This is a genomic window from Variovorax sp. FW305-3-2-15-B-LB1, assembly GCF_058787635.1.
The window spans coordinates 150,351-174,357 of sequence record NZ_JBYSZY010000002.1 but is presented as its reverse complement, the minus strand read 5'-3'; the positions used below and the strand labels follow the sequence as shown (position 1 = coordinate 174,357).

The following is a 24,007-nucleotide window of genomic DNA, read 5'->3' as shown; positions in this document are numbered from 1 at the left end:
ATGCACTTCCACCGCCCCACCACCGGCCAGCTGGCCGTCGCCACGCTGGCGATGGCCGCCGTGGTGCTCGCGTCCAACGTCCTGGTGCAGTTCGCCATCAACGACTGGCTCACCTGGGGCGCCTTCACCTACCCGGTGGCCTACCTCGTGAGCGACCTCGTCAACCGGCGCTTCGGCCCCGGCATGGCGCGGCGCGTGGCGTGGGTCGGCTTCGCGGTGGCCGTGGCGGTGTCGCTGCTGCTGGCGCCGGCGCGCATCGCCGCCGCCTCGGGCCTGGCCTTCATCGCCTCGCAGCTGCTCGACATCCGCGTGTTCGACCGCCTGCGCCGGGGCCTGTGGTGGCGCGCGCCGCTGGTGGCCACGGTGATCGCGGCCGTGCTCGACAGCATCGTCTTCTGGGGCATCGCCTTCGCAGGCACCGACGGCCCCTGGCTCACCTGGGCGCTCGGCGACCTGGGCGTGAAGCTCGGTGTCGGCGTGCTGATGCTGCTGCCGTTCCGGCTGCTGATCGGGCGGCAGGTCCCTGACCGAGGTGACCGAGGCGCTGCACGCGCATGACCATCCGCCCTGACAATACCCGCAGGATGTTCCGGCCGCGCTGACCGCGCGGGACCGGTTGTTCTTTTTCTTCCCTTTCCATCCCCTCGCGCCCATCGCCGAGCCTTCCGTATGACCGACGCATCCACCGCCGCCCCGAACACGAACTCGCGCAACGCACGGCGCCAGCGCCCGGACATGGCCGAGCAGCTGCAGCAGCTGAAGGCCGGCGCGGGCACCGACGCAGGCGCTGACGCGTCGGCGGCGCAGCCCGCCCCCGCGCAACAGCAGCAGCAACAACGCCCGCCGCGCGCCAAGCAACAGCGCCCGCACGGGCAGCAACAGCCGCAGCAAGGGCGCAAGCCGCGCGGACAGCAGCCGCAACAGCAACAACAGCCCGAAGCCCAGCGCGCACCGCGCAAGGTCAACCCCGTGCTCGAGCGCCTGTTCGAGCTGTACCCGCAGCTGTTCGGCGCACGCTTCGTGCCGCTGAAGCTCGGCGTGTACGAAGAGCTGATCGCGCGCCATCCCGAAGACTTCAAGGCCGAAGACCTGAAGATCGCGATGGGCCAGCACGCGCGCTCCACGCGCTACCTCGAAAGCGTGGCCGCCGGCCATGCGCGCCATGACCTGGACGGCAACGCGCTCGACCCGGTCGCGCCCGAGCACGTGCACCACGCCATCCTCGAGCTGCACCGCCGCCGCTCGCACCGCAACCCCGGCGAAGACCTGCGTCCGCAGCTGGTGACGCGCATCGCCAAGGCCATCGAAGCCTCCGGCCTCGACCACGAGGCCTATGCCGTGCTGGTGCGCTCGCGCGATGCCAACAACAATGCCGTCGTCGACGAAGCCCTGGCCGAACTCGCCCAGCAGGCCGCCAAGCGCGAAGCCCTGCTGCGCGCCTTCGAAGCCAGCGGCCGCAGCGAACAGGAGTTCGCCGACATGTACGGCATGAAGCCCGGCGACGTGACGCGCACGCTGCAACGCGTGCGGGACGACAAGAAGCGGGCCGAGGCTGCTGCCGCTGCCGCAGCGGTGGCCGCTGAAGCGGCGGCAGCCGCAGCGCCTGAAGTGCAGGCGGCGCCCGACGCAGAAGCCGCCCCGGCCGCCCCCGAAGCACCCGCTGCGGACTGACGCAACACGCCCGCTCCAACGAAAAAAGCCGCCACATCACTGTGGCGGCTTTTTTCATGGGCGACGGCGTTGGCCGCCGTGCCTGCAACTTGCTCAGCGCGCGTTCTGCAGCGCCGCGATGCGCTCTTCGATCGGCGGGTGCGTGGCAAACAGCTTGCCCATCGCGCCCGTGATGCCCATGGCTTCGACGGCCTTGGGCAGCTCGCCGGCCGGCAGGCCGCCCAGGCGGGCGAGCGCGTTCATCATCGGCTGGCGGTTGCCCATGAGTGCGGCGGCACCGGCGTCGGCGCGGAACTCGCGCTGGCGCGAGAACCAGGCCACCACCATCGCGGCGGCGAAGCCGAGCACGATGTCCAGCACGATGGTGCTCACGTAGTAGCCGATGCCGGGGCCCGACGAGCGGTCGTCGCCGCGGCGCAGGAAGCTGTCGACCGCGTAGCCGATCACGCGCGAGAGGAACACGACGAAGGTGTTCATCACGCCCTGGATCAGCGTCATCGTGACCATGTCGCCGTTGGCGATGTGCGCGACTTCGTGGCCGATGACGGCCTCGACCTCTTCACGCGTCATGCCCTGCAGCAGGCCGGTGGACACGGCCACGAGCGACGAGTTCTTGAACGCGCCGGTGGCGAAGGCATTGGGCTCGCCTTCGAAGATGCCGACCTCGGGCATGCCAATGCCGGCCTTGTCGGCGAACTTGCGCACGGTGCCGACGATCCAGGCCTCATCGGGCGACTGGGGGTTGTCGATCATGCGCAGGCCGGCCGTCCACTTGGCCATGGGCTTGCTGATGAGCAGCGAGATGATCGCGCCGCCGAAGCCCATGACCAGCGCAAAGCCGAGCAGCGCCGTCAGGTTGAGCCCGTTGGCCGTGAGAAAGCGGTTGACGCCGAGCAGGCTGGCGACCACGCCGAGCACCGCGACGACCATCACGTTGGTCAGGACAAACAGAAGGATACGTTTCAAGTTGAATTCTCCGTGGGGAAATCTGCCCCCTTAGATAAGGGCCCCGGGGCCCTCTTCAAGCCGCGCGCGACGGGGAGGCCCTCGGTGTTGCTTCCGGTGGAGCCATGATAGGAGCAAAAGTTCTGGCGCCCCGATATTCCCCGCCGGAGTCAAGGCCTGTCAGAAAAGGCCGCTGGTGCCCGGCGCGGGGCGGGTGGCGATGTCAGCCTCGAGCCGGTCGCGTCGGCGGCTGTCCTGCGTCCAGCGCAGCGCGAACAGCACGCCGTTGACCAGCACCAGCCCCGCGGCGAACAGCCACCACAGCGCGTGCGCGCCCGCCGCAGTCATGCGCGAGGCATCGAGGCTCGGGTCGACGCGCACCCACGGCGTGCCGGTGGTGTCCTTGCCGCTGGCGGTCACGAGGCCTTCGAGGGTGAAGGGTTTCAGGCTGTCTGGTGTGGCGTTGAGCTGCAGGCGGGTCCAGCGGGCGAGCGGGGTGCTCTCGCCATCTTCGGCCTTGCCGGGCTGCGCCGGCATGTCCACGATGCGCGTGGCAGACGCCAGCAGCACGCCGCCCTTGGCGGGCACGATGGCGGTGCGCGCCGTCTCGATCTTCGCAGCCACCGTACTGTCGACGGCTTGTTGCAACGCACGCCGGACAGACGCCAGCTGTTGCTGCGACAGCCTCAGGGATGCGTTCTCCTGGCCCGTCGCCACGCTCGCGGCCAACGCCTGCCAGGTGATCACGGGCATGTCGACGCCGTCCTTGTCTACGGTGGCGTCGATGGTGCGCACGAGGTCGCGCTGCAGGCTCTCGCAGGCGGAGGGCGACAGGCCATCGGCGTCCTTGCAGGCGGCCTCGATCGCCGCCACCGACTGGTCGAAACCCCGCGCGATCCACAGCGTGCGCTCGCGCGCGCTGTAGGCCGCGAGCCTGTCGTCCACCCGTCCGCCCTGCAGAAGCCGCTGCACCTCGATCAGGCTGGACATCGTGTAGTCCTCGGACACACGAATGAAGTGGGGGCTGGCGAGCGCCAGCACGGTCTGCGGAATGTCCAACGCGGGAACAACGGGTGCGGTGCCGTCCCAGCGCACCAGGGTGCAATCGGTGGCGGGCACGCCGGCACGGCCGCTCAGGTCGATCTCGCACCGGCCTTCGCCTGCCATGCGCGCGCGGCTGCCCCAGGGCGGCGGATTGTCGGCCAGTTGCCCGACGTCGGCATAGGCGGTGGTGCCGCTGCCATTCATGACCCACTGCGCCGCCAGCGCAGCCTCGCTGCGCAGGTCGGGCACCGACAGCGCGACCGCACCTGCGGCGAGCAGGCCGATGATCAGATGCAGCAGGTGCCGTCCCCAGTACACGGGCTGGAAACGCCGCCACTCGTCGCTCACCGACCACTTGGGGCCGAAGCCCACTGCGCTGTAGTCGCTGGTGCGCAGCTCAGCTTCGATCACCTCGCCGTGCGCCACGGCTGCTGCGTTGCGCCAGTGCGAAGGCAGCACCAGGCTCAACTTGTCGCCGATGAACAGGCCCACGCTCTGGACCGACGTGTTGCCAGCATTCGTCACCGAAATCTGGTTGAGCATGCCGCGCACGCGGTTCACGGGCTGCGGTTCCCGCTCCGGCGCCGTGGCCGGCGGCTTGCGCACGAACAGCCACACGGCCCACAAACCCGCGAGCAGGCCTGCGCCCAGCAGGTAGATGCGCGCCGCGCGCGTGGCGTCCCAGGTGGCGACCCACAACAGCACGAACGCCAGAAGCCACGCGAAGGCCGAGGCCCAGCCGCCGCGCCCGATGCGGCTCTCGACCTCCTCGGGCGTTTCGGTGCGCTGGCTCAGGATGTCGACCTCGCCGCGCTGGTAGCGCGCGTTAGGGTCGGTCGCGATCGATGCCACCGCAGCTTCCGGCACCACCACGCCAGTCGCCACTTCGGCCGCCACGGTCTCATCGAGCGACGGCAGCGCGCCGCGCTCGCCGCGCTGCCATTGTTGGTCTTGGGCCTGCTGGCGCTGCGCGCGCGCCCGGCCTTCGAGCAGTTCGAAGCCGTTCAGGCGGATCACCACGGCGCACTTGCCGGCCAGCACCACCTGCGCCTCGTTGTACGCCTCGACGTAGTGGAGGGCGTCGTAGGGCAGCAGCACGTCGACGTCGCCGAGGGTGTCGTGCAGCGTGGTCGCGCCTTGCGTTTGGAGGCCGTGGCGCACGAACGCGCCGTCGAGCTCGTGCACGTTGTCGCCGATCACGAGGCCCTGCCCCATGAGAAAGGGTTGCAGCGCCGATTTTTCTTCGTCGGTGATGCTGCGCAGCACCGGCGAGCTGCTGCGAAAGTCTTTCAAGGCATTCCGGTTCTCGGAGCGCCGCGACATGTAGGTGATGAAGCTGTAGATCCCGTAGAGAACCAGCCCGAGCTTGAGAACGATGAGGACGGTGTCCATCTTTTTTTGACCTCCCTGATTTTTTCTTGACGTACGTCGCGCGCACTTGCGCGCGATGCGACCGCCAGCCGAGGGCCCTCCCGAACCCGTGCGTGCTGGCGTGGCTTCAGCCTGCCGACGAGCCCGGCAACGGTCGAAAGACCTGCGGGTCGGCGTAGAACGAAGCCGCGTCATTCTCGATGCACCAACCGGGCACGCCGAGCACCGGCAGGGGAACGAAAGGCTTGGCTTCGAGCCTTTTCGCACCGATGCTTCGGGCGATTGCCGCATCGTCGAGGGCTGCGGCGCCGGTCGCGCAGTGCGTCAGCAACACATGCGCGGTGATCGGCTTGCGCGGCGTCACCAGTTTTTCGAGCAGCGCATGACCGAAGAGCAGCAGGCGCGCCTCATGCCACAGGCTGCGCCGCGTGACGAACAACGCCTGCCAGTCGCGCGCGATCAGCGCCTCCCACAGCGCAGGCGGCGCATCGAGCACCGCACCGTTCTCGTCGAACAGCGTGAGCGCATCGCGCAGCGGCCCGCGCGTGGCGCCGACGCCGGCGCGTGCGATCTCGGTGGCCTGCAGTTCGTTGAGCCGGCGCTTGGTTTCAGGGAAAGTCAGCCAGACCAGGCCGTTGAAGAAGTCGTGCAGGTTGTCGCGCGTGGGCACGGTGCGCGTGCGGAAGATGTGGGCCTCGTAGGCCAGGCCTTCGGGCAGCGCGTCCTGCGTGACGAAGTCGGGCACGGCGGGTGGCTTGGCCGCCTGCAGCGCGGCGGCGACGGTGCCACCCTGTGCGATGGTCCGCGCCACGGCTTCGCCGGGATCACGGTACGGCGCCAGCCAGGGTGCGGCCCACTCGATGGCCGCGACCGCTGGCAGGCCCGGGGTCAAGGCGCGGGCGCCCCCGTCCATCGGATGCGGTCGGGATGCTGCATCACCGCGAACTCGCCCGTGAGCTTGTCGAAGAGCTTGAGCGAGCTGCCGCTCTTGCTGAGCAGGCCGGCGGTGCGCAGGGCCTTGGCCACGTCGTTCAGCGGCACGTCGGTGCCGCGGCGCAGCGCGGGCACGGCCTGCAGGATGAACTCGGCGGCTTCGGAGATTTCAGGCTGCTGCGGCGGTGGCGGTGCCACCGGCTTGGCCGTCTTTGCCGCCGTCTTGCGCGCGGTCTTGGCAGCCGCCTTCTTCGCGGGGGCGGTCTTCGCGGCCGGCGTCTTCTTCGCAGCCGCCACCTTCTTGGCCGGCGCGGTGCGCACGGCCGGCTTGATGCCGTGGTGCGCGAGGTCGATGAAGCTGTCGTAGATGCCGACGGTCTCTTCGCCGGTCTTGCCCTGCTGGCCGATGCCGCAGACACGGCAGCCCTTTTCGCGCAGGCGGATCACGAGCGGCGCGAAGTCGGAGTCGGACGACACCAGCACGACCACGTCGGGCCGCTCGGCGATCACGAGGTCGATGGCGTCGACGGCCAGCGCGATGTCGGTGCTGTTCTTGCCCGCCGACAGGTTCACCATGGGCCGCACCGACAGCCGCTTGAACAGCGCCTGGCGGTTCACGGCCATCTCGGCGTTGCAGTAGGCGCGGCGCACGTGGATGGCGCCGTAGTCCTCCATCGTGCGCTGCACGGCCTGCTCGATCACGTCGGCCGAGACGTTGTCGGCGTCGATCAGCAGCATCACGCGCAGCGACGACAGGGGCACCGGCGCCGTCATGCGAGCTTCCAGTTCACCGTCTCGCCGCCGCGCAGCGGCTTGAGCGTGGCTTCGCCGTAGGGCACGGTCTCGGGCAGGGTCCAGGTTTCGCGCTTCAGCGTGATGGTGTCGGTGTGGCGCGGCAGGTCGTAGAAGTCGGGGCCGTGGAAGCTGGCGAAACCCTCGAGCTTGTCGAGCGCGTTCACGCTGTCGAAGGCCTCGGCGTACAGCTCGATGGCGGTGAGCGCGGTGTAGCAGCCGGCGCAGCCCAGTGCATGTTCCTTCAGGTGCGCGGGGTGCGGCGCGCTGTCGGTGCCCAGGAAGAAGCGGTCGCTGCCGCTGGTGGCGGCCTCGACGAGCGCCACGCGGTGCGTCTCGCGCTTGAGCACGGGCAGGCAGTAGTAGTGCGGGCGGATGCCGCCGGTGAAGATGGCGTTGCGGTTGTACAGCAGGTGGTGCGCCGTGATGGTGGCGGCCGTGAAGCGGTCGGCGTCGCGCACGTAGTGGGCGCCTTCCTTGGTGGTGAGGTGCTCGAACACCACCTTGAGTTCGGGGAAGTCGCGGCGCAGCGGGATCATCACGCGGTCGACGAACACGGCTTCGCGGTCGAACAGGTCGATGGCGGGGTCGGTCACTTCGCCGTGCACCAGCAGCAGCAGGCCGTGCTTCTGCATGGCCTCGAGCGTCTTGTAGGTCTTGCGGATGTCGGTCACGCCGGCATCGCTGTTGGTGGTGGCGCCGGCCGGGTAGAGCTTGAGCGCGCGCACGCCGGCTTCGGCGGCCAGCGCGATTTCTTCGGGCGGCAGCTTGTCGGTCAGGTAGAGCGACATCACGGGCTCGAAGGACGTGCCCGCGGGCACGGCGGCGCGGATGCGGTCGCGGTAGGCCACGGCCTGGGCGGCGGTGGTCACGGGCGGACGCAGGTTCGGCATGATCAGCGCGCGGCCGAACTGGCGGGCGCTGTGGGGCACGACGGCTTCGAGGGCGGCGCCATCGCGCACGTGCAGGTGCCAGTCGTCTGGGCGGGTGATCGTGAGGGTGTCTGTCATTGCGGCGAGATTGTCGCATCGCCCCTCGACCGGAGCACCCCCGGGCTACCCCAGCAGGTACTCGCGCACCAGCAGGCGCGCCCGGTGCAGCCGGCTCTTCACGGCGCCCGGCGGCTCGCCCAGGCGCTCGGCGATCTCCGCGATGGTGAGTTCCTCGAAGTCGCGCAGCAGCACGACCTCGCGGTAGTGCGCCGGCAGCGATTCGAGCGCATGGGCCAGGTCGATGCGCAGCGCGTGGTCGCTGCGGGCCGCGAGCTGGCGCTCGACGGTGTCTTCGTCGAGCGGGTCGTGGCGGAACATCGCGCGCTGCAGGCGCAGGCATTCGCGCCGGATGACGGTGAACAGCCACGACGAGAACGCCGCGGCCGCCTGCAGCCCGCGCACGCGGCGCGCGACCACCAGCAGCGATTCCTGCACGGCGTCGTCCACGTCGCTGGCCTGGCAGTGCCGGCGGGCGTAGCGGCGCGCGTCGGTCTGGCAGGCGGCGAGCAGGCCCTCGAGGGCGACGGGGTCGCCGGTCTGCGCGGCCAGGATCAGGCAGGTGCGATCGATCGCTGCGGTGGCCATGGGTCAGCGGCCCTTGTCGAGGGTGCGCCCGACCATCGCGCACATCGGGCAGAAGCCGACGAGTCCAGTGAGGGCCAGCATCGCGCCCATGAGGCCGACCGCGACGGCCAGGACGTCCGCCGGCCAGTTCATGGCGGCGAAGGCGAGGCCGGCGAGGCCCAGGGCGATGCGCAGGGCGCGTTCCCAGCCGGGAACATTCTTGACGTAGAGCATGGTGGTTTCCTTCGATCCGTGACGTGTGAATGCGGAGGAACAGAACGCCCCTCCCGCATGGAAAGAGGCAGCCACCCGCCAAAACGGTTCGCGGAAAGTCAGGATTTTTTCATGCACCGGTGCCAACGGCCACAGCAGCCGGGCGCCACTACCGCTGGAACACCCCGCAGATGCGATCGGCCACGGCCTGCATCCAGCGCACATGGCTGGTCGAGCTGCGCGCGCCCCGGCCCGGCGGCCAGGGGTCGAACAGGCGCAGCGTGGTGCCGCCCCCGCCGGGGTCGTTGTCGCCGCGGATGCCCGCGAGCACGACCATGTGGCCCGGCTGGCCGGCGGGCGCGCCACCCTTGGCGCCCCAGCGCAGGTCGAACATCAGCGGCCCGGCGTGCAGCGCGGTGCGCAGCGCGGCAACGGTCCACGGGCCGTGGGGCCGCAGCGTGAGGCCGTGCGCGGCGGCGAAGCGGCGGTTGTCGTCGTCATCGGGGTCGCTGCCCTGCGCATGGCGGTCGCTGTCCACGCGGCGGCGCAAGGCGCCGTCGGCGCCCATCAGCTCCGAAGGCGTGCGCGCGACCACGGTCTGCACGGTGGCGCGCGTGAGCATCGCGGTGGCGGCCGCCCAGCACAGCGCGGGCGCCGGTTGCGGGATCAGCGCCACGGGGTGCAGCAGCGGCGCGTGGGTTTCGTTGTCGAAGGCCACGTTGCGGGTGCAGGGTCCGGCCTCACCGTCCTCGCACAGCCAGTGCGCGGCCTGCAAGCGCAGCACGGCCGCCCGGGTGACGGGGCCGTAGTCGCCGTCGGGCGCGAGGCCGGGGCTGGGCTGCAATTTGCGGTTCAGGGCCTCCTGCAGGCGACGGACATCGGCCCCGCGCCAGCCCTGTTTCAGCGTGCTCATCGGTGGGAATCCCCCTTGACACAAGGATGCACGGACGAAGGAAAGCGAGCGGATGCATTGTGAAAACGGCACGCCCCTGCGTCTATTGGTCGGATGACATAGCCGGAACATGTGATGCCACGGAGGTTTTTCCCCAGCGCCAGCCCCGCGGCGGACCTTGGTAGGCTCGTTCCCCATGACCGCGCCCGCCCCGACCGCCCAGCCCATCGCCACCGAACTCGCCGACGGCGGCCTCGCGGCCCTGTTCACCGCCCCCGGCGGCGCGCCGGCCTTCGCGGTGCGCTGGCAGGGCGCCGTGCACGGCTACCTGAACCAGTGCCCGCACGCCGGCGGCCCGCTCGATTTCGAAGGCCAGATCCTCGAAAGCTCCGGGCGCTACCTGATGTGCGCGCGGCACGGCGCGATCTTCGAGCCCGACACCGGGCGCTGCGTGGGCGGCCCCTGCCGCGGCGCGCGCCTCACGCCGCTGGCGCTGCGCGAGGCGGCGGACGGCAGCGTGTGGCTGGCCGACTGACGCCGCCGAGCGGCTACAGTCGCGACCTCTTCTTTCCGCCCTGCCCCATGCGCCGATTCGCTGCTTTCTCCGTTCTCTTTCCGGCCTTGTTCATCGGCGCGAGCTGCGTCTCGCGACCCGCGCCGCGCGTCACCTTCCTGGCCGACGGCGTGTTCAAGTCGCCCACCGCGCAGGACGCCGAGAACTACTGCCGCAACTTCGGCGCGCCGATGCGCTTTTTGAGCAGCACGCTGTCGGAGGTGCCGGCAGAAGGCGTGCCGGCAGGAGAAGTCGTCTACCGCTGCGACTGAGCCTCGGCTTCTTCCGGCCGCACCCGCGCCAGGATGAAATCGATGAACGTCCGGATCGCCCGCGTGTGCTGGCGGTTCGGCATGTAGAGCATGAACATCTGGGTGCCGAAGATCGACAGGCGCCAGTCGTCCAGCGTGGTCACCACGTCGCCGCGGCGCACGTCTTCCTGCACCACGTAGTCGGGCACGAGGCCCACGCCCAGGCCCGCGAGGATGGCCTGGCGCAGGAATAAAAAGTTTTCCGAGATCAGCGTCGGCTCCAGGATCACCTCGCGCCGCGTCTCGCCCTGGTAGGCCGAGATGCGCAGCTGCCGCCCGATGACGGCGGCCGTGACCACCGGCGTGGCGCGCAGCGCGTCCAGCTGCACGGGCAGCGGGTGGCGCTCGGCGTAGGCGCGCGTGGCGCAGGCCACATAGCGCACCGGGCCCATCTCGCGCGCCACCAGGTTCTGCGGCGGCTCGGGGATCACGCGGATGGCGATGTCGACCTCGTCGCGCAGCAGGTCTTCGATGCGGTTCTCGAACACCACGTCGAGCACGATGCCGGGGTACTGGCGCTTGAAGTCGATGAGCCAGTCGGCCATCACGAGCTGGCCGTAGCCGCTGGGCACGCTCAGGCGCACGCGGCCCTGCAGGCCCTCGCCCAGCGCGGTGACCGATTCGCGCGCCGCCAGCAGCTCGCCCTGGATGGCCACGCCGTGCTGGTACAGCCGCAGGCCGATCTCGGTGGGCTCGGCGCGCCGGGTGGTGCGCCGGATCAGCTGCGCGCCCACCGAGCGCTCCAGCTGGTTCAGGTGGTAGCTGACGTTGGCGCGGGTCATCTTGAGCCGGCGCGCCGCCGCGCTCAGGTTGCCCGCGTCAAGGATTTCCACCAGCAGGGTGAGCGATTGCAGGTCCATGGGCGGATTGTGTCAAAAATTCTTTGACAGTCTGTCAACCACCTATGCAATTGTCAAAGCAGCGATGCCGGCCAAGAATGCAGGGCTCCCCAGAGCCCCGGACCCCTCGAGACTTCACGAGGGCCTGCCACGCAAGCAAGAGACAAGCGACACGCACATGGCCACCCCCACTCCCAGCCCTTCCACGTCCAACGGTCCCGTCACCTTCCAGCGTCAAGGCGACGTGTGCGTGGTGACCATCGACAACCCGCCCGTCAACGCCCTGGGCGTGGACGTGCGCCGCGGCCTGGCCGCCGCCATCGACGCGGCCGAGGCCGACAGCGGCGCCAAGGCGGTGCTGATCGTCGGCGCGGGCCGCAACTTCATCGCCGGCGCGGACATCCGCGAGTTCGGCCAGGCGCCGCAACAACCCTCGCTGCCCGAGGTCTGCCTGAAGATCGAGAACTGCAGCAAGCCGGTGGTCGCCGCCATCCACGGCGCCGCGCTCGGCGGCGGGCTGGAGATTGCCCTGTCGGCGCACTACCGCCTCGCCGCGCCCACCGCCAAGCTGGGCCTGCCCGAAGTGGCGCTGGGCCTGCTGCCCGGCTCGGGCGGCACGCAGCGCGCACCGCGCCTGATCGGCGTGAAGCCCGCGCTCGAACTGATGCTCAGCGGCCGCCATGCGGGCGCCAAGGAAGCGCTGACGCTCGGCCTCGTCGACCGCCTCGGCACCGAAGCCGACGCCCGCGCCGAAGGCCTCGCCTACGCACAGGAACTCGTCACTGCCAACGCCCCGGTGCGCCGCACGCGCGACGCCGCCGGCCTGGCCGACAAGGAAGCCGCCCGTGCCGCCCTCGAGGCCGCGCGCGCCGACACCGCCAAGAAGAGCCGCGGCCTGTTCTCGCCGATGAAGATCGTCGAAGCGGTCGAAGGCGCGCTCACGCTGCCCTTCGACGAAGGCATGGCGCTGGAGCGCAAGCTGTTCCTGCAGTGCATCGACAGCCCGCAGCGCGCCGGCCTGATCCACGCCTTCTTCGCCGAACGCGAAGTGCTGAAGGCGCCCGAGACCCGCTCGGCCAGCCCGCGCCCGCTCACCTCGGCCGGCATCGTGGGCGGCGGCACCATGGGCGCGGGCATTGCCGTGGCCATGCTCGACGCGGGCCTGCCCGTGACCATGGTCGAGCGCGACGAGCCCAGCCTGGCGCGCGGCCGTGCCCACGTCGAGAAGGTGTACGACGGCCTCATCGCCAAGGGCCGCATGACACAAGAGGCCAAGGCCGCCGTCATGGCGCGCTTCTCGGGCTCGACCAGCTACGACGCCTTCGCGAATGTCGACATCGTGGTCGAGGCCGTGTTCGAGGAAATGGGCGTCAAGAAGGCCGTGTTCGCCGAGCTCGACCGCGTGTGCAAGAAGGGCGCCGTGCTCGCCACCAACACCTCATACCTGGACATCGACGAGATCGCCGCCAGCATCTCGCGCCCGCAGGACGTGGTGGGCCTGCACTTCTTCTCGCCCGCCAACATCATGAAGCTGCTGGAGATCGTGGTGCCCGCCAAGGTGAGCGCCGACGTGGTCGCCACCGGCTTCGAACTCGCCAAGAAGCTCAAGAAGGTACCCGTGCGCGCCGGCGTGTGCGACGGCTTCATCGGCAACCGCATCCTGGCCGTGTACCGCCAGGCCGCCGACCACATGATGGAAGACGGCGCCTCGCCCTACGACATCGACGCGGCCGTGCGCAACTTCGGCTACCCGATGGGCCCGTTCCAGGTGTCCGACCTGGCCGGCGGCGACATCGGCTGGGCCACGCGCAAGCGCAAGGCCGCCACGCGCGACCCGCAGGCGCGCTACGTGCAGGTGGCCGACCGCATCTGCGAGCGCGGCTGGTTCGGCCAGAAGACGCAGCGCGGCTACTACCTGTACCCCGAAGGCGCGCGCACCGGCGTGCCCGACCCCGAGGTGCTGGCCATCATCGACGCCGAGCGCGTGCGCGCCGGCATCACGCCGCGCAGCTTCACCGAAGAAGAAATCATGCGCCGCTACATGGCCGCCATGGTCAACGAAGGCGCCAACGTCGTGCTGCAGCGCATCGCGCTGCGCCCGCTCGACGTGGACGTGACCTTCCTCTATGGCTACGGCTTCCCGCGCCACCGCGGCGGCCCCATGAAGTACGCCGACACCGTGGGCCTGCCCAAGGTGCTCGCCGACATCCGCGAGTTCGCCAAGGCCGACCCGATCTTCTGGAAGCCGTCGCCGCTGCTCGTGGAGCTGGTCGAACGCGGCGCCGATTTCGCCAGCCTGAATCAATCCGAGTAACCCGTAGCAAGAGCCCCCAGGAGACAACCCCATGCGTGAAGCCGTCATCGTTTCTACCGCCCGCACCCCGCTCACCAAGGCGCACCGCGGCGAATTCAACATCACCTCCGGCGCCACGCTGGCCTCGTTCGCGGTGAAGGCCGCGGTCGAGCGCTCGGGCCTGGACCCGGCCCTGATCGAGGACGCGATCCTCGGCTGCGGCTACCCCGAAGGCACCACCGGCCGCAACATCGCGCGCCAGTCGATCATCCGTTCGGGCCTGCCCATCAGCATCGCCGGCACCACCGTGAACCGCTTCTGCGCCTCGGGCCTGCAGGCGATCGCCATGGCCGCCGGCCGCATCGTGGTGGACGGCGCGCCGGCCATGATCGCGGGCGGCGTGGAAAGCATCTCGCAGATCCGCGGCCGCAGCCCCGGCGACGGCGGCGACCTCAGCCTGGATCCGTGGATCGTCGAGCACAAGCCCGAGCTGTACATGGCGATGATCGACACCGCCGACATCGTCGCCAAGCGCTACAACATCAGCCGCGAAGCACAGGACCGCTTCTCCGCCGAGAGCCAGCGCAAGACCGAAGAAGCGCAACTGGCCGGCCGCTACAAGGACGAGATCGTGGCCTGCACCACCACGATGGCCGTGACCGACAAGGAGACCAAGGAGGTCACCCACCGCGAAGTCACCGCCACGGAAGACAACTGCAACCGCCGCGGCACCACCTACGAGGCGCTGGCCAAGCTCAAGCCCGTGATGGGCGACGACAAGTTCATCACCGCCGGCAACGCCTCGCAGCTGTCCGACGGCGCCTCGGCCTGCGTGATGATGGAAGCCAAGGACGCCGAGCGCGCCAACCTGAAGCCGCTGGGCGCCTTCCGCGGCCTGGCGCTGGCCGGCTGCGAGCCCGACGAGATGGGCATCGGCCCGGTCTTCGCCGTGCCCAAGCTGCTCGCGCGCCACGGCCTGAAGGTGCAGGACATCGACCTGTGGGAACTCAACGAAGCCTTCGCTTCGCAGTCGATCTACTGCCAGGAAAAGCTGGGCATTCCGTCGGAACGCCTGAACGTGAACGGCGGCGCGATCTCCATCGGCCACCCCTTCGGCATGACCGGCGCACGCCTCACGGGCCACGTGCTCATCGAAGGCAAGCGCCGCGGCGCCAAGTACGCCGTGGTCACGATGTGCATCGCCGGCGGCATGGGCGCGGCGGGCCTGTTCGAAATTTACTGATTCATTGAGGAGTCCGCGATGGACCTGAACTTCACGACCGAAGAAGAAGCCTTCCGCAGCGAAGTGCGCACCTTCCTGGCGAACAAGCTGCCCGCGCGGCTGTCCGACAAGGTGCGCAGCGGCAAGATCCTGGAAAAGGCCGACATGCAGGAATGGCACGCCATCCTGAACGAGCGCGGCTGGCTCGCCAACCACTGGCCCGAGCAATACGGCGGCCCGGGTTGGACCGCGGTCGAGAAGTTCATCTTCGAGAACGAGTGCGCGCTGGCCTTCGCGCCGCGCATCGTGCCCTTCGGCGTCAACATGCTGGGCCCGGTGCTCATCAAGTACGGCAACGAAGCGCAAAAGAGCTACTGGCTGCCGCGCATCCTGAGCGGCGCCGACTGGTGGTGCCAGGGCTACTCGGAACCCGGCGCGGGCTCCGACCTGGCCGCGGTGAAGACCACGGCCGTGCGCGGCATCGACGCGCAGGGCGACCACTACATCGTGAACGGCCAGAAGACCTGGACCACGCTGGGCCAGCACGCCAACATGATCTTCTGCCTGGTGCGCACCAACCGCGAGGCGAAGAAGCAGGAAGGCATCAGCTTCCTCTTGGTCGACATGACCTCGCCCGGCGTGGAAGTGCGCCCGATCATCACGCTCGACGGCGAGCATGAAGTCAACGAGGTGTTCTTCTCCGACGTGCGCGTGCCCGCCGAGAACCTCGTGGGCGAAGAGAACAAGGGCTGGACCTGTGCCAAGTACCTGCTGACCTACGAGCGCACCAACATCGCGGGCGTGGGCTTCTCGGTGGCCGCGCTCGAACAGCTCAAGGGCATCGCCGCCTCGCAGACCAAGAACGGCAAGCCGCTCGCGGACGACCCGGCCTTCGCCGCGCGCCTGGCGCGCGTCGAGATCGACCTGGAGAACATGAAGACCACCAACCTGCGCGTGATCGCGGCGGTGGCCGGTGGCGGCGTGCCCGGCGCGGAAAGCTCCATGCTGAAGATTCGCGGCACGGAAATTCGTCAAGAAATCTCGTCGCTCGCGCGCCGCGCCATGGGCGTGTACGGCCGCCCCTTCGTGGCCGAAGCGCTGCAGGACGGCTTCACCGGCGAGACCTTCGGCCCGGCCTACGCCAAGGCCGCCGCGTCGCGCTACTTCAACAACCGCAAGCTGTCGATCTTCGGCGGCTCGAACGAAATCCAGAAGAACATCATCTCCAAGATGATCCTCGGGCTGTAAAGGAGACACGCACATGAACTTCGAACACACCGAAGACCGGCGCATGCTCGCCGACAGCCTGAACCGTTTCATCGCCGAGCAGTACGCCTTCGATGCGCGCGACCGCATCGCGAAGTCGGCGCACGGTTTCAGTAAGGAGATCTTCCAGAACTTCGCCGAGCTCGGCGTGATCGGCGCGCTGTTCAGCGAGGCCGACGGCGGCTTCGGCGGCAGCGGCTTCGACATCGCCGTGGTCTTCGAGGCACTGGGTCGCGGCCTCGTGGTCGAGCCGCTGCTGGGCGCCGTGATGGTCGGCGAGACGATCAGCGCCGCCGGCAGCGACGCGCAGAAAGAGAAGATCGGCGACATCGTCAACGGCGTGACCGTGGCGGCCTTTGCGCACGACGAAGCCGACACGCACTACGAACGCACGCGCGTGGCCACGAAGGCCGAGCGCCGTGGCGACGGCTGGGTGCTCCAGGGCGCCAAGGCCGTGGTGCCGCAAGGCGAGCAGGCCGACCTGTTCCTCGTGTCGGCCCGCACCTCGGGCCATGTGGACGACGAAGCCGGCATCTCGCTCTTCCTCGTGCCCGCCAAGACCGCCGGCCTCACCGTGCGCGGCTGCCCCGCGATCGACGGTGGCCGCGTGGCCGAACTCACGCTCGACGGCGTGACGCTCGGCGCCGACGCGCTGCTGGGCGCCGAAGGCCAGGGCGCCGCCACGCTGGAACGCGCCATCGGCCGCGGCGTGCTCGCGCTGTGCGCCGAAGCACTGGGCGCGATGGAAGCCGCCAAGACCGCCACGCTCGAATACCTGCGCACGCGCAAGCAGTTCGGCATCCTCATCGGCAGCTTCCAGGCCCTGCAACATCGCATGGCCGACCTGCTGCTGGAGATCGAACAGGCCCGCTCGGCCGTGATCAACGCCGCCGCCGCCATCGACGGCAGCGACCGCGTGGCGCGCGAGCGCGCGCTGTCGGCCGCCAAGTTCAGCATCGGCCGCATCGGCGCGCTGGTGGCCGAGGAAAGCATCCAGATGCACGGCGGCATCGGCATGACCTGGGAGCTGCCGCTGCCCCACTACGCCAAGCGCCTCGTGATGATCGACCACCAGCTCGGCGACGAAGACCACCACCTGCAGCGCTACATCGCACTGGGCAAAGAGGTCGCAGCATGACGGACAAGACCGTCCTCATCTCGCAGGAAGGCGCCGTCCGCATCCTGACCAACAGCAACCCGGCCGCGCGCAACGCGATCACGCCGACGCTGTACGCCGAACTCTCCGCCGCGCTCACCGACGCGCAGAACGACCCCGAGGTGGGCGCCATCGTCTTCACCGGCGCAGGCGACTTCTTCTGCTCGGGCGGCGACCTGAACCTGCTGGCCAAGCGCCGCGAACTGCCCGAGGCCGAACGCCGCGAGAAGCTCGAAGGCCTGCACGACCTGATCCGCGCGATCCGCGACTGCGGCAAGCCCGTGATCGCGGCCGTCGAGGGCGGCGCGGCCGGCGCGGGCCTGTCGATGGCGCTGGCCTGCGACATGCTGGTGTCGGCGCGCGATGCGTTCTACACGGTGGCCTACGTCAAGGTCGGCCTCACGCCCGACGGCGGCGCCACGGCCTTCCTCGCGGAGTTCGTCTCGCGCCAGCTTCTCACCGAGCTGTGCCTCACCGGCGACCGCCTCACGGCCGAGCGCCTGCACGCGATGGGCGCCGTGAACCGCCTGACCGACAAGGGCGCCGCGCTGGCCGAGGCCATCGCGCTCGCGGCCAAGGTGGCCAACGGCCCGCAGCGCGCGAGTGCACGCATCAAGACGCTGTGCCGCCAGGCCCATCGTGCAACGCTCGAGGAACAACTCGAGGCCGAAGCGGTCTACATGGTGGCGTCGCAGGCCGATGCCGAAGCCGCCGAAGGCATCGGCGCCTTCCTCGGCAAGCGCAAGGCCGACTTCGTCGCGTTGCGCCACGCACCCCAGCCCGACGCGTCCTGACGCGCCGCGCCCTTCCCCGCGTGTGCATGCCGATGCAGATGCGGGGGCCTTTCGTTTTCCTGGAGTTGTTCCCATGCCCTCGCTGAATTCCTCGCTGCCGCTCGCCGGCGTGCGCGTCCTCGATCTGTCCCGCATCCTTGCCGGCCCCTGGTGCGGCATGGTGCTGGCCGACATGGGCGCCGAGGTGATCAAGGTCGAGCACCCGGGCCGCGGCGACGACACGCGCGACTGGGGCCTGCGCGTGGGCAAGACCGAAACCGCCTACTTCAACAGCGTGAACCGCAACAAGCGCTCCGTCACGCTCGACCTGCAGACGCCCGAAGGCCAGCAGATCGCGCGCGACCTCGCGAAGCAGTGCGACGTGGTGCTGCAGAACTTCAAGTTCGGCGGCATCGACAAGCTGGGCCTGGGCTACGAACAGCTGCGCAAGGAGAACCCGGGCCTCATCTACTGCTCGATCTCTGGCTACGACCGCACCGGCCCCGAGGCCGCACGCCCCGGCTACGACCTCGTGGTGCAGGGCGAGGCCGGCCTGATGGCGCTGAACGGCGAAGCCAACCAGCCGCCGCTGAAGTTCGGCGTGGCCGCCGTCGACCTGTTCACCGGCATGTACTCGGCGCAGGCCGTGCTGGCCGCGCTCTACCAGCGCGAGAAGACCGGCACGGGCCGCCACATCGAGATGGCGCTGTTCGACTGCGGCCTGATGATCACCGCCTACTACGGCCTCGAAGCGCTGCTGATGGGCGAAGACCCGCCGCGCTACGGCAACTCGCACCCGTCGATCGTGCCCTACGGCGTGTTCGACGCGGCCGACGGCCCGCTGGTGATCACCGTGGGCAACAACGCGCAGTTCATGCGCTTCTGCACCGAGGTGATCGAGCGCCCCGACCTGGCGGCCGACGAGCGCTTCAAGACCAACATCCTGCGTTCGGCCAACCGCGCGGCGCTGCTGCCCGAGCTGACCGCCGAACTCGCGAAGCGCCCGCGCGCTGCGTTGCTCGAAAAGCTCAACGCCTCGGGCATCCCCTGCGGCGAGGTGCTGGGCCTGCTGGAAGCGCTGAACTCCCCGCGCGCAACCGACGCCGGCCTGGTGACCAAGCAGCCGCACCCGGTGGCCGGCGAAGTCAATGTGCTGGCGCCGCCCTACCGTTTCGATGGCGAGCGCCTGCCCGTGCGCAGCGCGCCGCCCACTTTGGGCGAAGGCACGCACGACGTGCTGAAGTCCCTGCTCGGCCTGTCGGATGAAAAGCTGGCAGCGCTGAAAACGAATGGCGTTGTCTAAGTAGGCAGCGCCCGCATCCCTGAAGAGAAATCCATGGCCTTCCCGTTCCTCCGTACCCCCCGCAACCCCGTGCGCCGCGCCCTGCTCGCGCTGGCCCTTCCCCTGCTGGCCGGCAGCGCCTTCGCCCAGGCCTGGCCGACCAAGCCCATCACGCTGGTCGTGCCCTTCCCGCCCGGTGGCCCGACCGACGTGGCCTCGCGCATCGTGGCGCAGAAGATGTCGCTGTCGCTCAAGCAGAACATCCTGGTCGACAACCGCAGCGGCGCCTCGGGCACCATCGGCGCGGCCTTTGCCGCCAAGGCCGCACCCGACGGCTACACCTTCGTGATGCTGGCCACGCCGACGCTGCTGGCCTCGCACCTGTACGGCACCGTGCCCTACGACATCTTCAAGAACTTCACGCCCGTGGGCACGGTGTACGACCTGCCGATCGTGATGGTGGTGAACCCGAAGGCCCTGCCCGGCGTGAACGGCCTGCAGGACCTGATCGCCAAGGCCAAGGCCGACGGCGGCAAGCTCAACTACACGACCGCCGGCGCCGGCAGCTTCGGCCACCTGACGACCGAGCAGCTGAAGAACATCGGCAAGTTCGAGATGCAGCACGTGCCCTACCGCGGCAGCGCCCCGGCCGTGACCGACCTCATCGGCGGCCAGGTGCCCGCGATGTTCTCCGACCTCGTGGCCGTGATCCCGCACATCCGCGCCGGCACGCTGCGCCCGATCGCCGTGGGCTCGGGCAAGCGCGTGAGCCTGCTGCCCGACGTGAAGACCGTGGCCGAGCAGGGCTTCCCCGGTTTCGACGCCACCTCGTGGGGCGGGCTGCTGGCCCCGGCCGGCACGCCGCAGGCCGTGGTCGACCGCATGAGCGCCGAGCTGAAGAAGGCGCTGGCCGACAAGGAAGTCGGCGAGAAGCTGCAGAGCGTGGGCTCCTTCGCGGCCTACGGCACGCCGGAACAGACCGCCACGCGCATGCGCCAGGACTTCGAGCGCTGGGGCAAGGTCATTCGCGACAACAAGATCACGAACCAGTAAGACACGGCCTCCGTCCGCAGCCGGCAAGACCCCCTCAAGGAGACAACATGACAACAGGCAACGACAAGAACAACCCCACGGGAACGGCCAGCGCGCCGTTCCGCCCCCTGTTCCCGGTGCGCGGTCTCGCCGACATCCGGCGGCTGGAGGAGACGCCGCTCGAAGAAGCGCTCACGGTGCGCAGCACCTACGAGCTTTTCCGCAACTCCGGCGCGGCCTTCGGCGACAAGACCGCGCTGACCTTCCTGCGCAGCGGCAACCCGGCGGGTGAACCCATCCGCTGGTCGTATGCGCAGCTGCTCGCGGGCATCCACCAGACCGCCAACCTGCTGCACACGCTGGGCGTGGGGCCCGACGATGCGGTGGCGGTGCTGCTGCCCGGTTGCCTCGAGTACCACCTCGCGCTGTGGGGCGGCGAGGCCGCCGGCATCGTGCAACCGCTGAACCCGCTGCTCACCGACGAGAAGCTGGTCGCACTGATGACCGCAGCGCGCGCCAAGGTGCTCATCGCCTACGGCTCGGACAGCGAATCGGGCATGTGGTCGAAGGCCATGCGCCTGCGCGGCCAGGTGCCCACGCTCACCACCGTGCTGCGCGTGGCGCCGCACGACGAAGCGCCGGGTGCTGCAGGTGCGTTGCCCGAAGGTGTGGCCGAGTTCGACGTGCTGCGCGCCGCGCAACCGAGCGACCGCCTCGTGAGCGGCCGCGACATCGCCCCCACCGACATCGCCGCCTACTTCCACACCGGCGGCACCACGGGTGCGCCGAAGCTCGCGCGCCACAGCCACGGCGCGCAGGTGTTCACCGCCTGGGCCAGCGTGCAGCTGGCGGGCATGAACGAACAAGGCATCTCGATCAACGGCTACCCGCTGTTCCATGTGGCGGGCGTGCTGCCGGCCTCGCTCTCGTCGCTGTCGGCGGGCGTGGAGGTGATCATTCCGACGCCCTCGCTGCTGCGCAACAAGGAGGTGCTGGCCAACTACTGGAAGCTGGTCGAGAAGTACCGCCCGACCTCGCTGTCCGCCGTGCCCACGGTGCTGGCCGCGCTGGCCAACGTGCCGCTGGACGGCGCCGACATCTCGTCCATCACCTACTGCCGCACCGGCGCCGCCGTGCTCGCGCCCGAGCTGGCCGCGCGCTTCGAGCGCCTGTTCGGCCTGCACGTGCACGAGAGCCTGGGCATGACCGAGATGGCCGGCATCTCGACCATCACGCCGCCCGGCGTGAACGGCCCCGCGGGCTGCGTCGGCTTTCGGCTGCCGTATGCGCAGGTGCGCATCGTGGCGCTCGACGAAAACGGCAACGCCAGCGACCGCGAGGTGGCGCAGGGCGAGACCGGCATGGTGCTGTTCAAGTCGCCCAACGTCTTCTCGGGCTTTGTCGATCCGGCCGACAACGCCAAGGCCTTCACCGCCGACGGCTGGCTCGCCACCGGCGACCTGGGCTGGATGGACGCCGAAGAGCGGCTGCACCTCACGGGCCGCTCGAAGGACCTGATCATCCGCAGCGGCCACAACATCGACCCCAAGACCATCGAGGACGCGCTGGGCGCGCACCCCGCCGTGCAGCTGTGCGCCGCCGTCGGTGCGCCCGACGCCTACGCGGGCGAGCTGCCCGTGATCTTCGCGACGCTGGTGCCCGGCGCCTCGGCCACCGAGGACGAGCTGCTGGCCTTCACCTCCGCGCGCGTGGACGAGGCACCCGCGCGTCCCAAGTGGGTGTCGGTGATCGCCACGATGCCGATGACCAACGTCGGCAAGATCTACAAGCCCGAGCTGCGCGCCATGGCCGCGCGGCAGGTGGTGGCGGCCACGGTCGCCGAGGTCTGCGCCGCGCTCGGCGTGGGCGATGCGGCACGGCCCGCAGTGACCACGGAAGGCGAAAGCCTCGTGCATGTGCAGATCGACGCCGCCGCAACGGGCGCACAAGCCGCGGCACTGCAGGAGCGACTGCAGAAGGCCCTGGAGCCGCTGCCCTTCAAGACGCGCATCGCGCTGAAGTGATCTTGATCTGCTTCTTCACAACGATTTTCTGAAACCGAACGGGAGACAAACCATGACCCATCAACCCTCGACCCGCCGTGCGCTGCTGTGCGCCGCAGCCTCGACCGCCGCGCTGTTCGCGTTGGCCCCCGCACATGCGCAGGCGCCCTACCCGAACAAGCCGATCCGCCTCGTCGTGCCCTTCCAGGCCGGCGGCGCGACCGACGTGCTGGCGCGCGTGCTGGGCCAGAAGATGTCGGCCAGCATGGGCCAGCCCCTCGTGGTCGACAACAAGCCCGGCGCGGCCGGCATCATCGGCACCGACGCGGTCGCCAAGGCCGCACCCGACGGCTACACCATCGTGCTGTCGCTGAGCAACTCGCTCATGACCAACGAGTTCTTGTACGACAAGCTGCCCTACGACACGCAACGCGACCTCACGCTGGTCTACCAGATCGCGATGGCGCCGCTGGTGCTGGTGGTGCACCCCAGCGTGCCGGCCAAGACCGGCCCCGAGCTGCTGAAGTACGTGGCCGCGAACAAGGGCAAGGTCGCCTACGGTTCGTACGGCGTGGGCGCCTACCCGCACCTGGCCGGCGCGCACATGAGCCTCACGCAGCAGGCCGACATGAACCACGTCGCCTACAAGGGCGAAGCGCCGATGGTGCAGGACCTCATCGGCGGCCAGATCCAGATGGCCTACGCCAGCGCGCTCGCGGCCAAGCCGCACATCGACGCCGGCAAGCTCAAGGCCGTCGGCGTGACCGGCGAGCGCCGCATGAGCACGCTGCCCAACGTGCCCACGCTGGCCGAGCAGGGCCTGAAGGACGAGGCCTACCGCGTGACCGGCTGGCTCGCCATTGCCGCGCCCGCCAAGACGCCCAAGGCCATCGTCGACCGCATCGCCGACGAAGTGCGCAAGGCCACGCAGCAGCCCGACGTGCGCGAGCGCGTGGCGGCCATGGGCTTCGAGATCAAGGACAGCTCGCCCGAACTCTTTGCCGCAGCCTGGAAGCAGGAGCGCCCCGTGTGGGAGCGCCTGATCAAGCAGTCGGGCGCCAAGCTCGAGTAACCCCTTTTCCCATTTTTGTCATTCAAGAGGAACAGCCATGAAAGTTCTGGTGCCTGTCAAACGGGTCGTCGATTACAACGTGAAGGTGCGCGTCAAGAGCGACGGCACCGGGGTGGACATTGCCAACGTCAAGATGAGCATGAACCCCTTCGACGAGATCGCTGTCGAAGAAGCGGTTCGGCTGAAGGAAAAGGGCATCGTGACCGAAGTCATCGCCGTCTCGTGCGGCGATGCCAAGTGCCAGGAAACCCTGCGCACCGCGATGGCCATCGGCGCGGATCGCGGCATCCTGGTCGAGACCACCGAAGAGCTGCAACCCTTGGCTGTGGCCAAGCTGCTCAAGGCACTGGTCGACAAGGAACAGCCCCAGCTGATCATCCTGGGCAAGCAAGCCATCGATGACGACGCCAACCAGACCGGCCAGATGCTGGCTGCACTGGCCGACCTGCCCCAAGCCACCTTCGCCTCGAAGGTCGACCTGGCAGCCGACAAGGTCACCGTCGCACGCGAAGTCGACGGCGGCATGGAAACCCTGACGCTCACGCTGCCCGCGGTCATCACGACCGACCTGCGCCTGAACGAGCCGCGCTACGTGACGCTGCCCAACATCATGAAGGCCAAGAAGAAGCAGCTGGACACCTTCAAGCCTGAAGACCTGGGTGTGGACGTGAAGCCCCGCCTGAAGACCCTCAAGGTCAGCGAGCCCCCGAAGCGTGGCGCCGGCATCAAGGTGCCCGACGTTGCCACCCTGGTGGACAAGCTCAAGAACGAAGCCAAAGTGATCTGAG

Annotated in this window: 23 protein-coding genes; 14 read left to right on the top strand and 9 right to left on the bottom strand. The window is 69.3% G+C overall.

Annotation, left to right across the window (positions count from 1 at the left end; all coding sequences use genetic code 11):
- On the top strand, window positions 1–558 hold the full coding sequence (locus AC3WQR_RS02330; RefSeq protein ID WP_492741035.1) for a VUT family protein: 558 nt from the start codon (window positions 1–3) through the stop codon (window positions 556–558).
- 111 nt (window positions 559–669) lie between these two features.
- Window positions 670–1,671 (top strand): ProQ/FinO family protein, encoded by a 1,002-nt coding sequence (locus AC3WQR_RS02325; protein WP_492741034.1) that lies wholly within the window; start codon window positions 670–672, stop codon window positions 1,669–1,671.
- Window positions 1,672–1,764: 93 nt separating this feature from the next.
- Here the strand turns inward: AC3WQR_RS02325 and htpX are convergent, their stop codons facing one another.
- From htpX to AC3WQR_RS02285, 8 genes are all read right to left on the bottom strand, one after another.
- Entirely contained in the window at window positions 1,765–2,637 is an 873-nt protein-coding gene (htpX, locus tag AC3WQR_RS02320; RefSeq protein ID WP_139701422.1) for a protease HtpX, read from the bottom strand.
- 159 nt (window positions 2,638–2,796) lie between these two features.
- Window positions 2,797–5,052 carry an IgaA/UmoB family intracellular growth attenuator gene (locus AC3WQR_RS02315; protein ID WP_492741033.1) on the bottom strand — a complete coding sequence of 752 codons (2,256 nt, stop codon included), beginning with the start codon at window positions 5,050–5,052 and terminating at the stop codon, window positions 2,797–2,799.
- Between the two features lie 106 nt (window positions 5,053–5,158).
- Window positions 5,159–5,944: a DUF3025 domain-containing protein gene (locus tag AC3WQR_RS02310; RefSeq protein WP_492741032.1), complete on the bottom strand. Its 786-nt coding sequence runs from the start codon at window positions 5,942–5,944 to the stop codon at window positions 5,159–5,161.
- A complete protein-coding gene (locus tag AC3WQR_RS02305; RefSeq protein ID WP_307635922.1) occupies window positions 5,920–6,738 on the bottom strand; it encodes an NYN domain-containing protein in 819 nt (272 codons plus the stop codon). Before AC3WQR_RS02305 ends, AC3WQR_RS02310 begins: the two co-directional genes overlap by 25 nt.
- Window positions 6,735–7,766, bottom strand: coding sequence for a dihydroorotase (gene pyrC, locus AC3WQR_RS02300; RefSeq protein WP_070060172.1), 1,032 nt, complete (start codon window positions 7,764–7,766; stop codon window positions 6,735–6,737). Before pyrC ends, AC3WQR_RS02305 begins: the two co-directional genes overlap by 4 nt.
- A 45-nt stretch (window positions 7,767–7,811) precedes the next feature.
- The gene (locus AC3WQR_RS02295; protein WP_062478577.1) at window positions 7,812–8,333 is read right to left on the bottom strand and encodes an RNA polymerase sigma factor; all 522 of its coding nucleotides are present in this window, start codon (window positions 8,331–8,333) and stop codon (window positions 7,812–7,814) included.
- Window positions 8,334–8,336: 3 nt separating this feature from the next.
- A complete protein-coding gene (locus AC3WQR_RS02290; RefSeq protein WP_070060174.1) occupies window positions 8,337–8,546 on the bottom strand; it encodes a YgaP family membrane protein in 210 nt (69 codons plus the stop codon).
- Between the two features lie 148 nt (window positions 8,547–8,694).
- Complete coding sequence (locus AC3WQR_RS02285; RefSeq protein WP_492741031.1) at window positions 8,695–9,438, bottom strand: peptidoglycan-binding protein; 744 nt, start codon at window positions 9,436–9,438, stop codon at window positions 8,695–8,697.
- A gap of 175 nt (window positions 9,439–9,613) precedes the next feature.
- Between AC3WQR_RS02285 and AC3WQR_RS02280 the strand changes: the two genes are divergently transcribed.
- Together AC3WQR_RS02280 and AC3WQR_RS02275 are read left to right on the top strand one after the other, a co-directional pair.
- Window positions 9,614–9,952: a Rieske (2Fe-2S) protein gene (locus tag AC3WQR_RS02280; RefSeq protein ID WP_070060176.1), complete on the top strand. Its 339-nt coding sequence runs from the start codon at window positions 9,614–9,616 to the stop codon at window positions 9,950–9,952.
- Window positions 9,953–9,999: 47 nt separating this feature from the next.
- Window positions 10,000–10,242, top strand: a complete 243-nt coding sequence (locus AC3WQR_RS02275; protein ID WP_492741030.1) for a hypothetical protein — start codon at window positions 10,000–10,002, stop codon at window positions 10,240–10,242.
- On the opposite strand, the gene AC3WQR_RS02270 is transcribed toward AC3WQR_RS02275, so the two are convergent.
- A complete protein-coding gene (locus AC3WQR_RS02270; RefSeq protein ID WP_492741029.1) occupies window positions 10,227–11,141 on the bottom strand; it encodes a LysR family transcriptional regulator in 915 nt (304 codons plus the stop codon). The genes AC3WQR_RS02275 and AC3WQR_RS02270 overlap by 16 nt on opposite strands.
- Window positions 11,142–11,298: 157 nt before the next feature.
- On the opposite strand from AC3WQR_RS02270, the gene AC3WQR_RS02265 reads away from it, so the two are divergent.
- The 10 genes from AC3WQR_RS02265 (at window position 11,299) to AC3WQR_RS02220 (ending at window position 24,006) form a co-directional block, all read left to right on the top strand.
- A complete protein-coding gene (locus tag AC3WQR_RS02265) occupies window positions 11,299–13,434 on the top strand; it encodes a 3-hydroxyacyl-CoA dehydrogenase NAD-binding domain-containing protein (protein WP_492741028.1) in 2,136 nt (711 codons plus the stop codon).
- A gap of 31 nt (window positions 13,435–13,465) precedes the next feature.
- Entirely contained in the window at window positions 13,466–14,656 is a 1,191-nt protein-coding gene (locus tag AC3WQR_RS02260; RefSeq protein WP_159273823.1) for an acetyl-CoA C-acyltransferase, read from the top strand.
- 18 nt (window positions 14,657–14,674) lie between these two features.
- Window positions 14,675–15,883, top strand: coding sequence for an acyl-CoA dehydrogenase family protein (locus AC3WQR_RS02255; protein ID WP_062478554.1), 1,209 nt, complete (start codon window positions 14,675–14,677; stop codon window positions 15,881–15,883).
- Window positions 15,884–15,896: 13 nt separating this feature from the next.
- On the top strand, window positions 15,897–17,039 hold the full coding sequence (locus AC3WQR_RS02250; protein WP_492741027.1) for an acyl-CoA dehydrogenase family protein: 1,143 nt from the start codon (window positions 15,897–15,899) through the stop codon (window positions 17,037–17,039).
- Window positions 17,036–17,851: an oxepin-CoA hydrolase, alternative type gene (locus AC3WQR_RS02245; protein WP_492741026.1), complete on the top strand. Its 816-nt coding sequence runs from the start codon at window positions 17,036–17,038 to the stop codon at window positions 17,849–17,851. Before AC3WQR_RS02250 ends, AC3WQR_RS02245 begins: the two co-directional genes overlap by 4 nt.
- 73 nt (window positions 17,852–17,924) lie before the next feature.
- Complete coding sequence (locus AC3WQR_RS02240; RefSeq protein WP_062478545.1) at window positions 17,925–19,133, top strand: CaiB/BaiF CoA transferase family protein; 1,209 nt, start codon at window positions 17,925–17,927, stop codon at window positions 19,131–19,133.
- A gap of 33 nt (window positions 19,134–19,166) precedes the next feature.
- The gene (locus tag AC3WQR_RS02235; protein WP_307635933.1) at window positions 19,167–20,165 is read left to right on the top strand and encodes a Bug family tripartite tricarboxylate transporter substrate binding protein; all 999 of its coding nucleotides are present in this window, start codon (window positions 19,167–19,169) and stop codon (window positions 20,163–20,165) included.
- Between the two features lie 47 nt (window positions 20,166–20,212).
- Complete coding sequence (locus AC3WQR_RS02230) at window positions 20,213–22,168, top strand: acyl-CoA synthetase (protein ID WP_492741025.1); 1,956 nt, start codon at window positions 20,213–20,215, stop codon at window positions 22,166–22,168.
- A 52-nt stretch (window positions 22,169–22,220) separates the two neighbouring features.
- Complete coding sequence (locus tag AC3WQR_RS02225) at window positions 22,221–23,219, top strand: Bug family tripartite tricarboxylate transporter substrate binding protein (protein ID WP_492741024.1); 999 nt, start codon at window positions 22,221–22,223, stop codon at window positions 23,217–23,219.
- 37 nt (window positions 23,220–23,256) lie between these two features.
- On the top strand, window positions 23,257–24,006 hold the full coding sequence (locus AC3WQR_RS02220) for an electron transfer flavoprotein subunit beta/FixA family protein (RefSeq protein ID WP_369631195.1): 750 nt from the start codon (window positions 23,257–23,259) through the stop codon (window positions 24,004–24,006).
- The last annotated feature ends 1 nt before the right edge of the window (window position 24,007 follow it).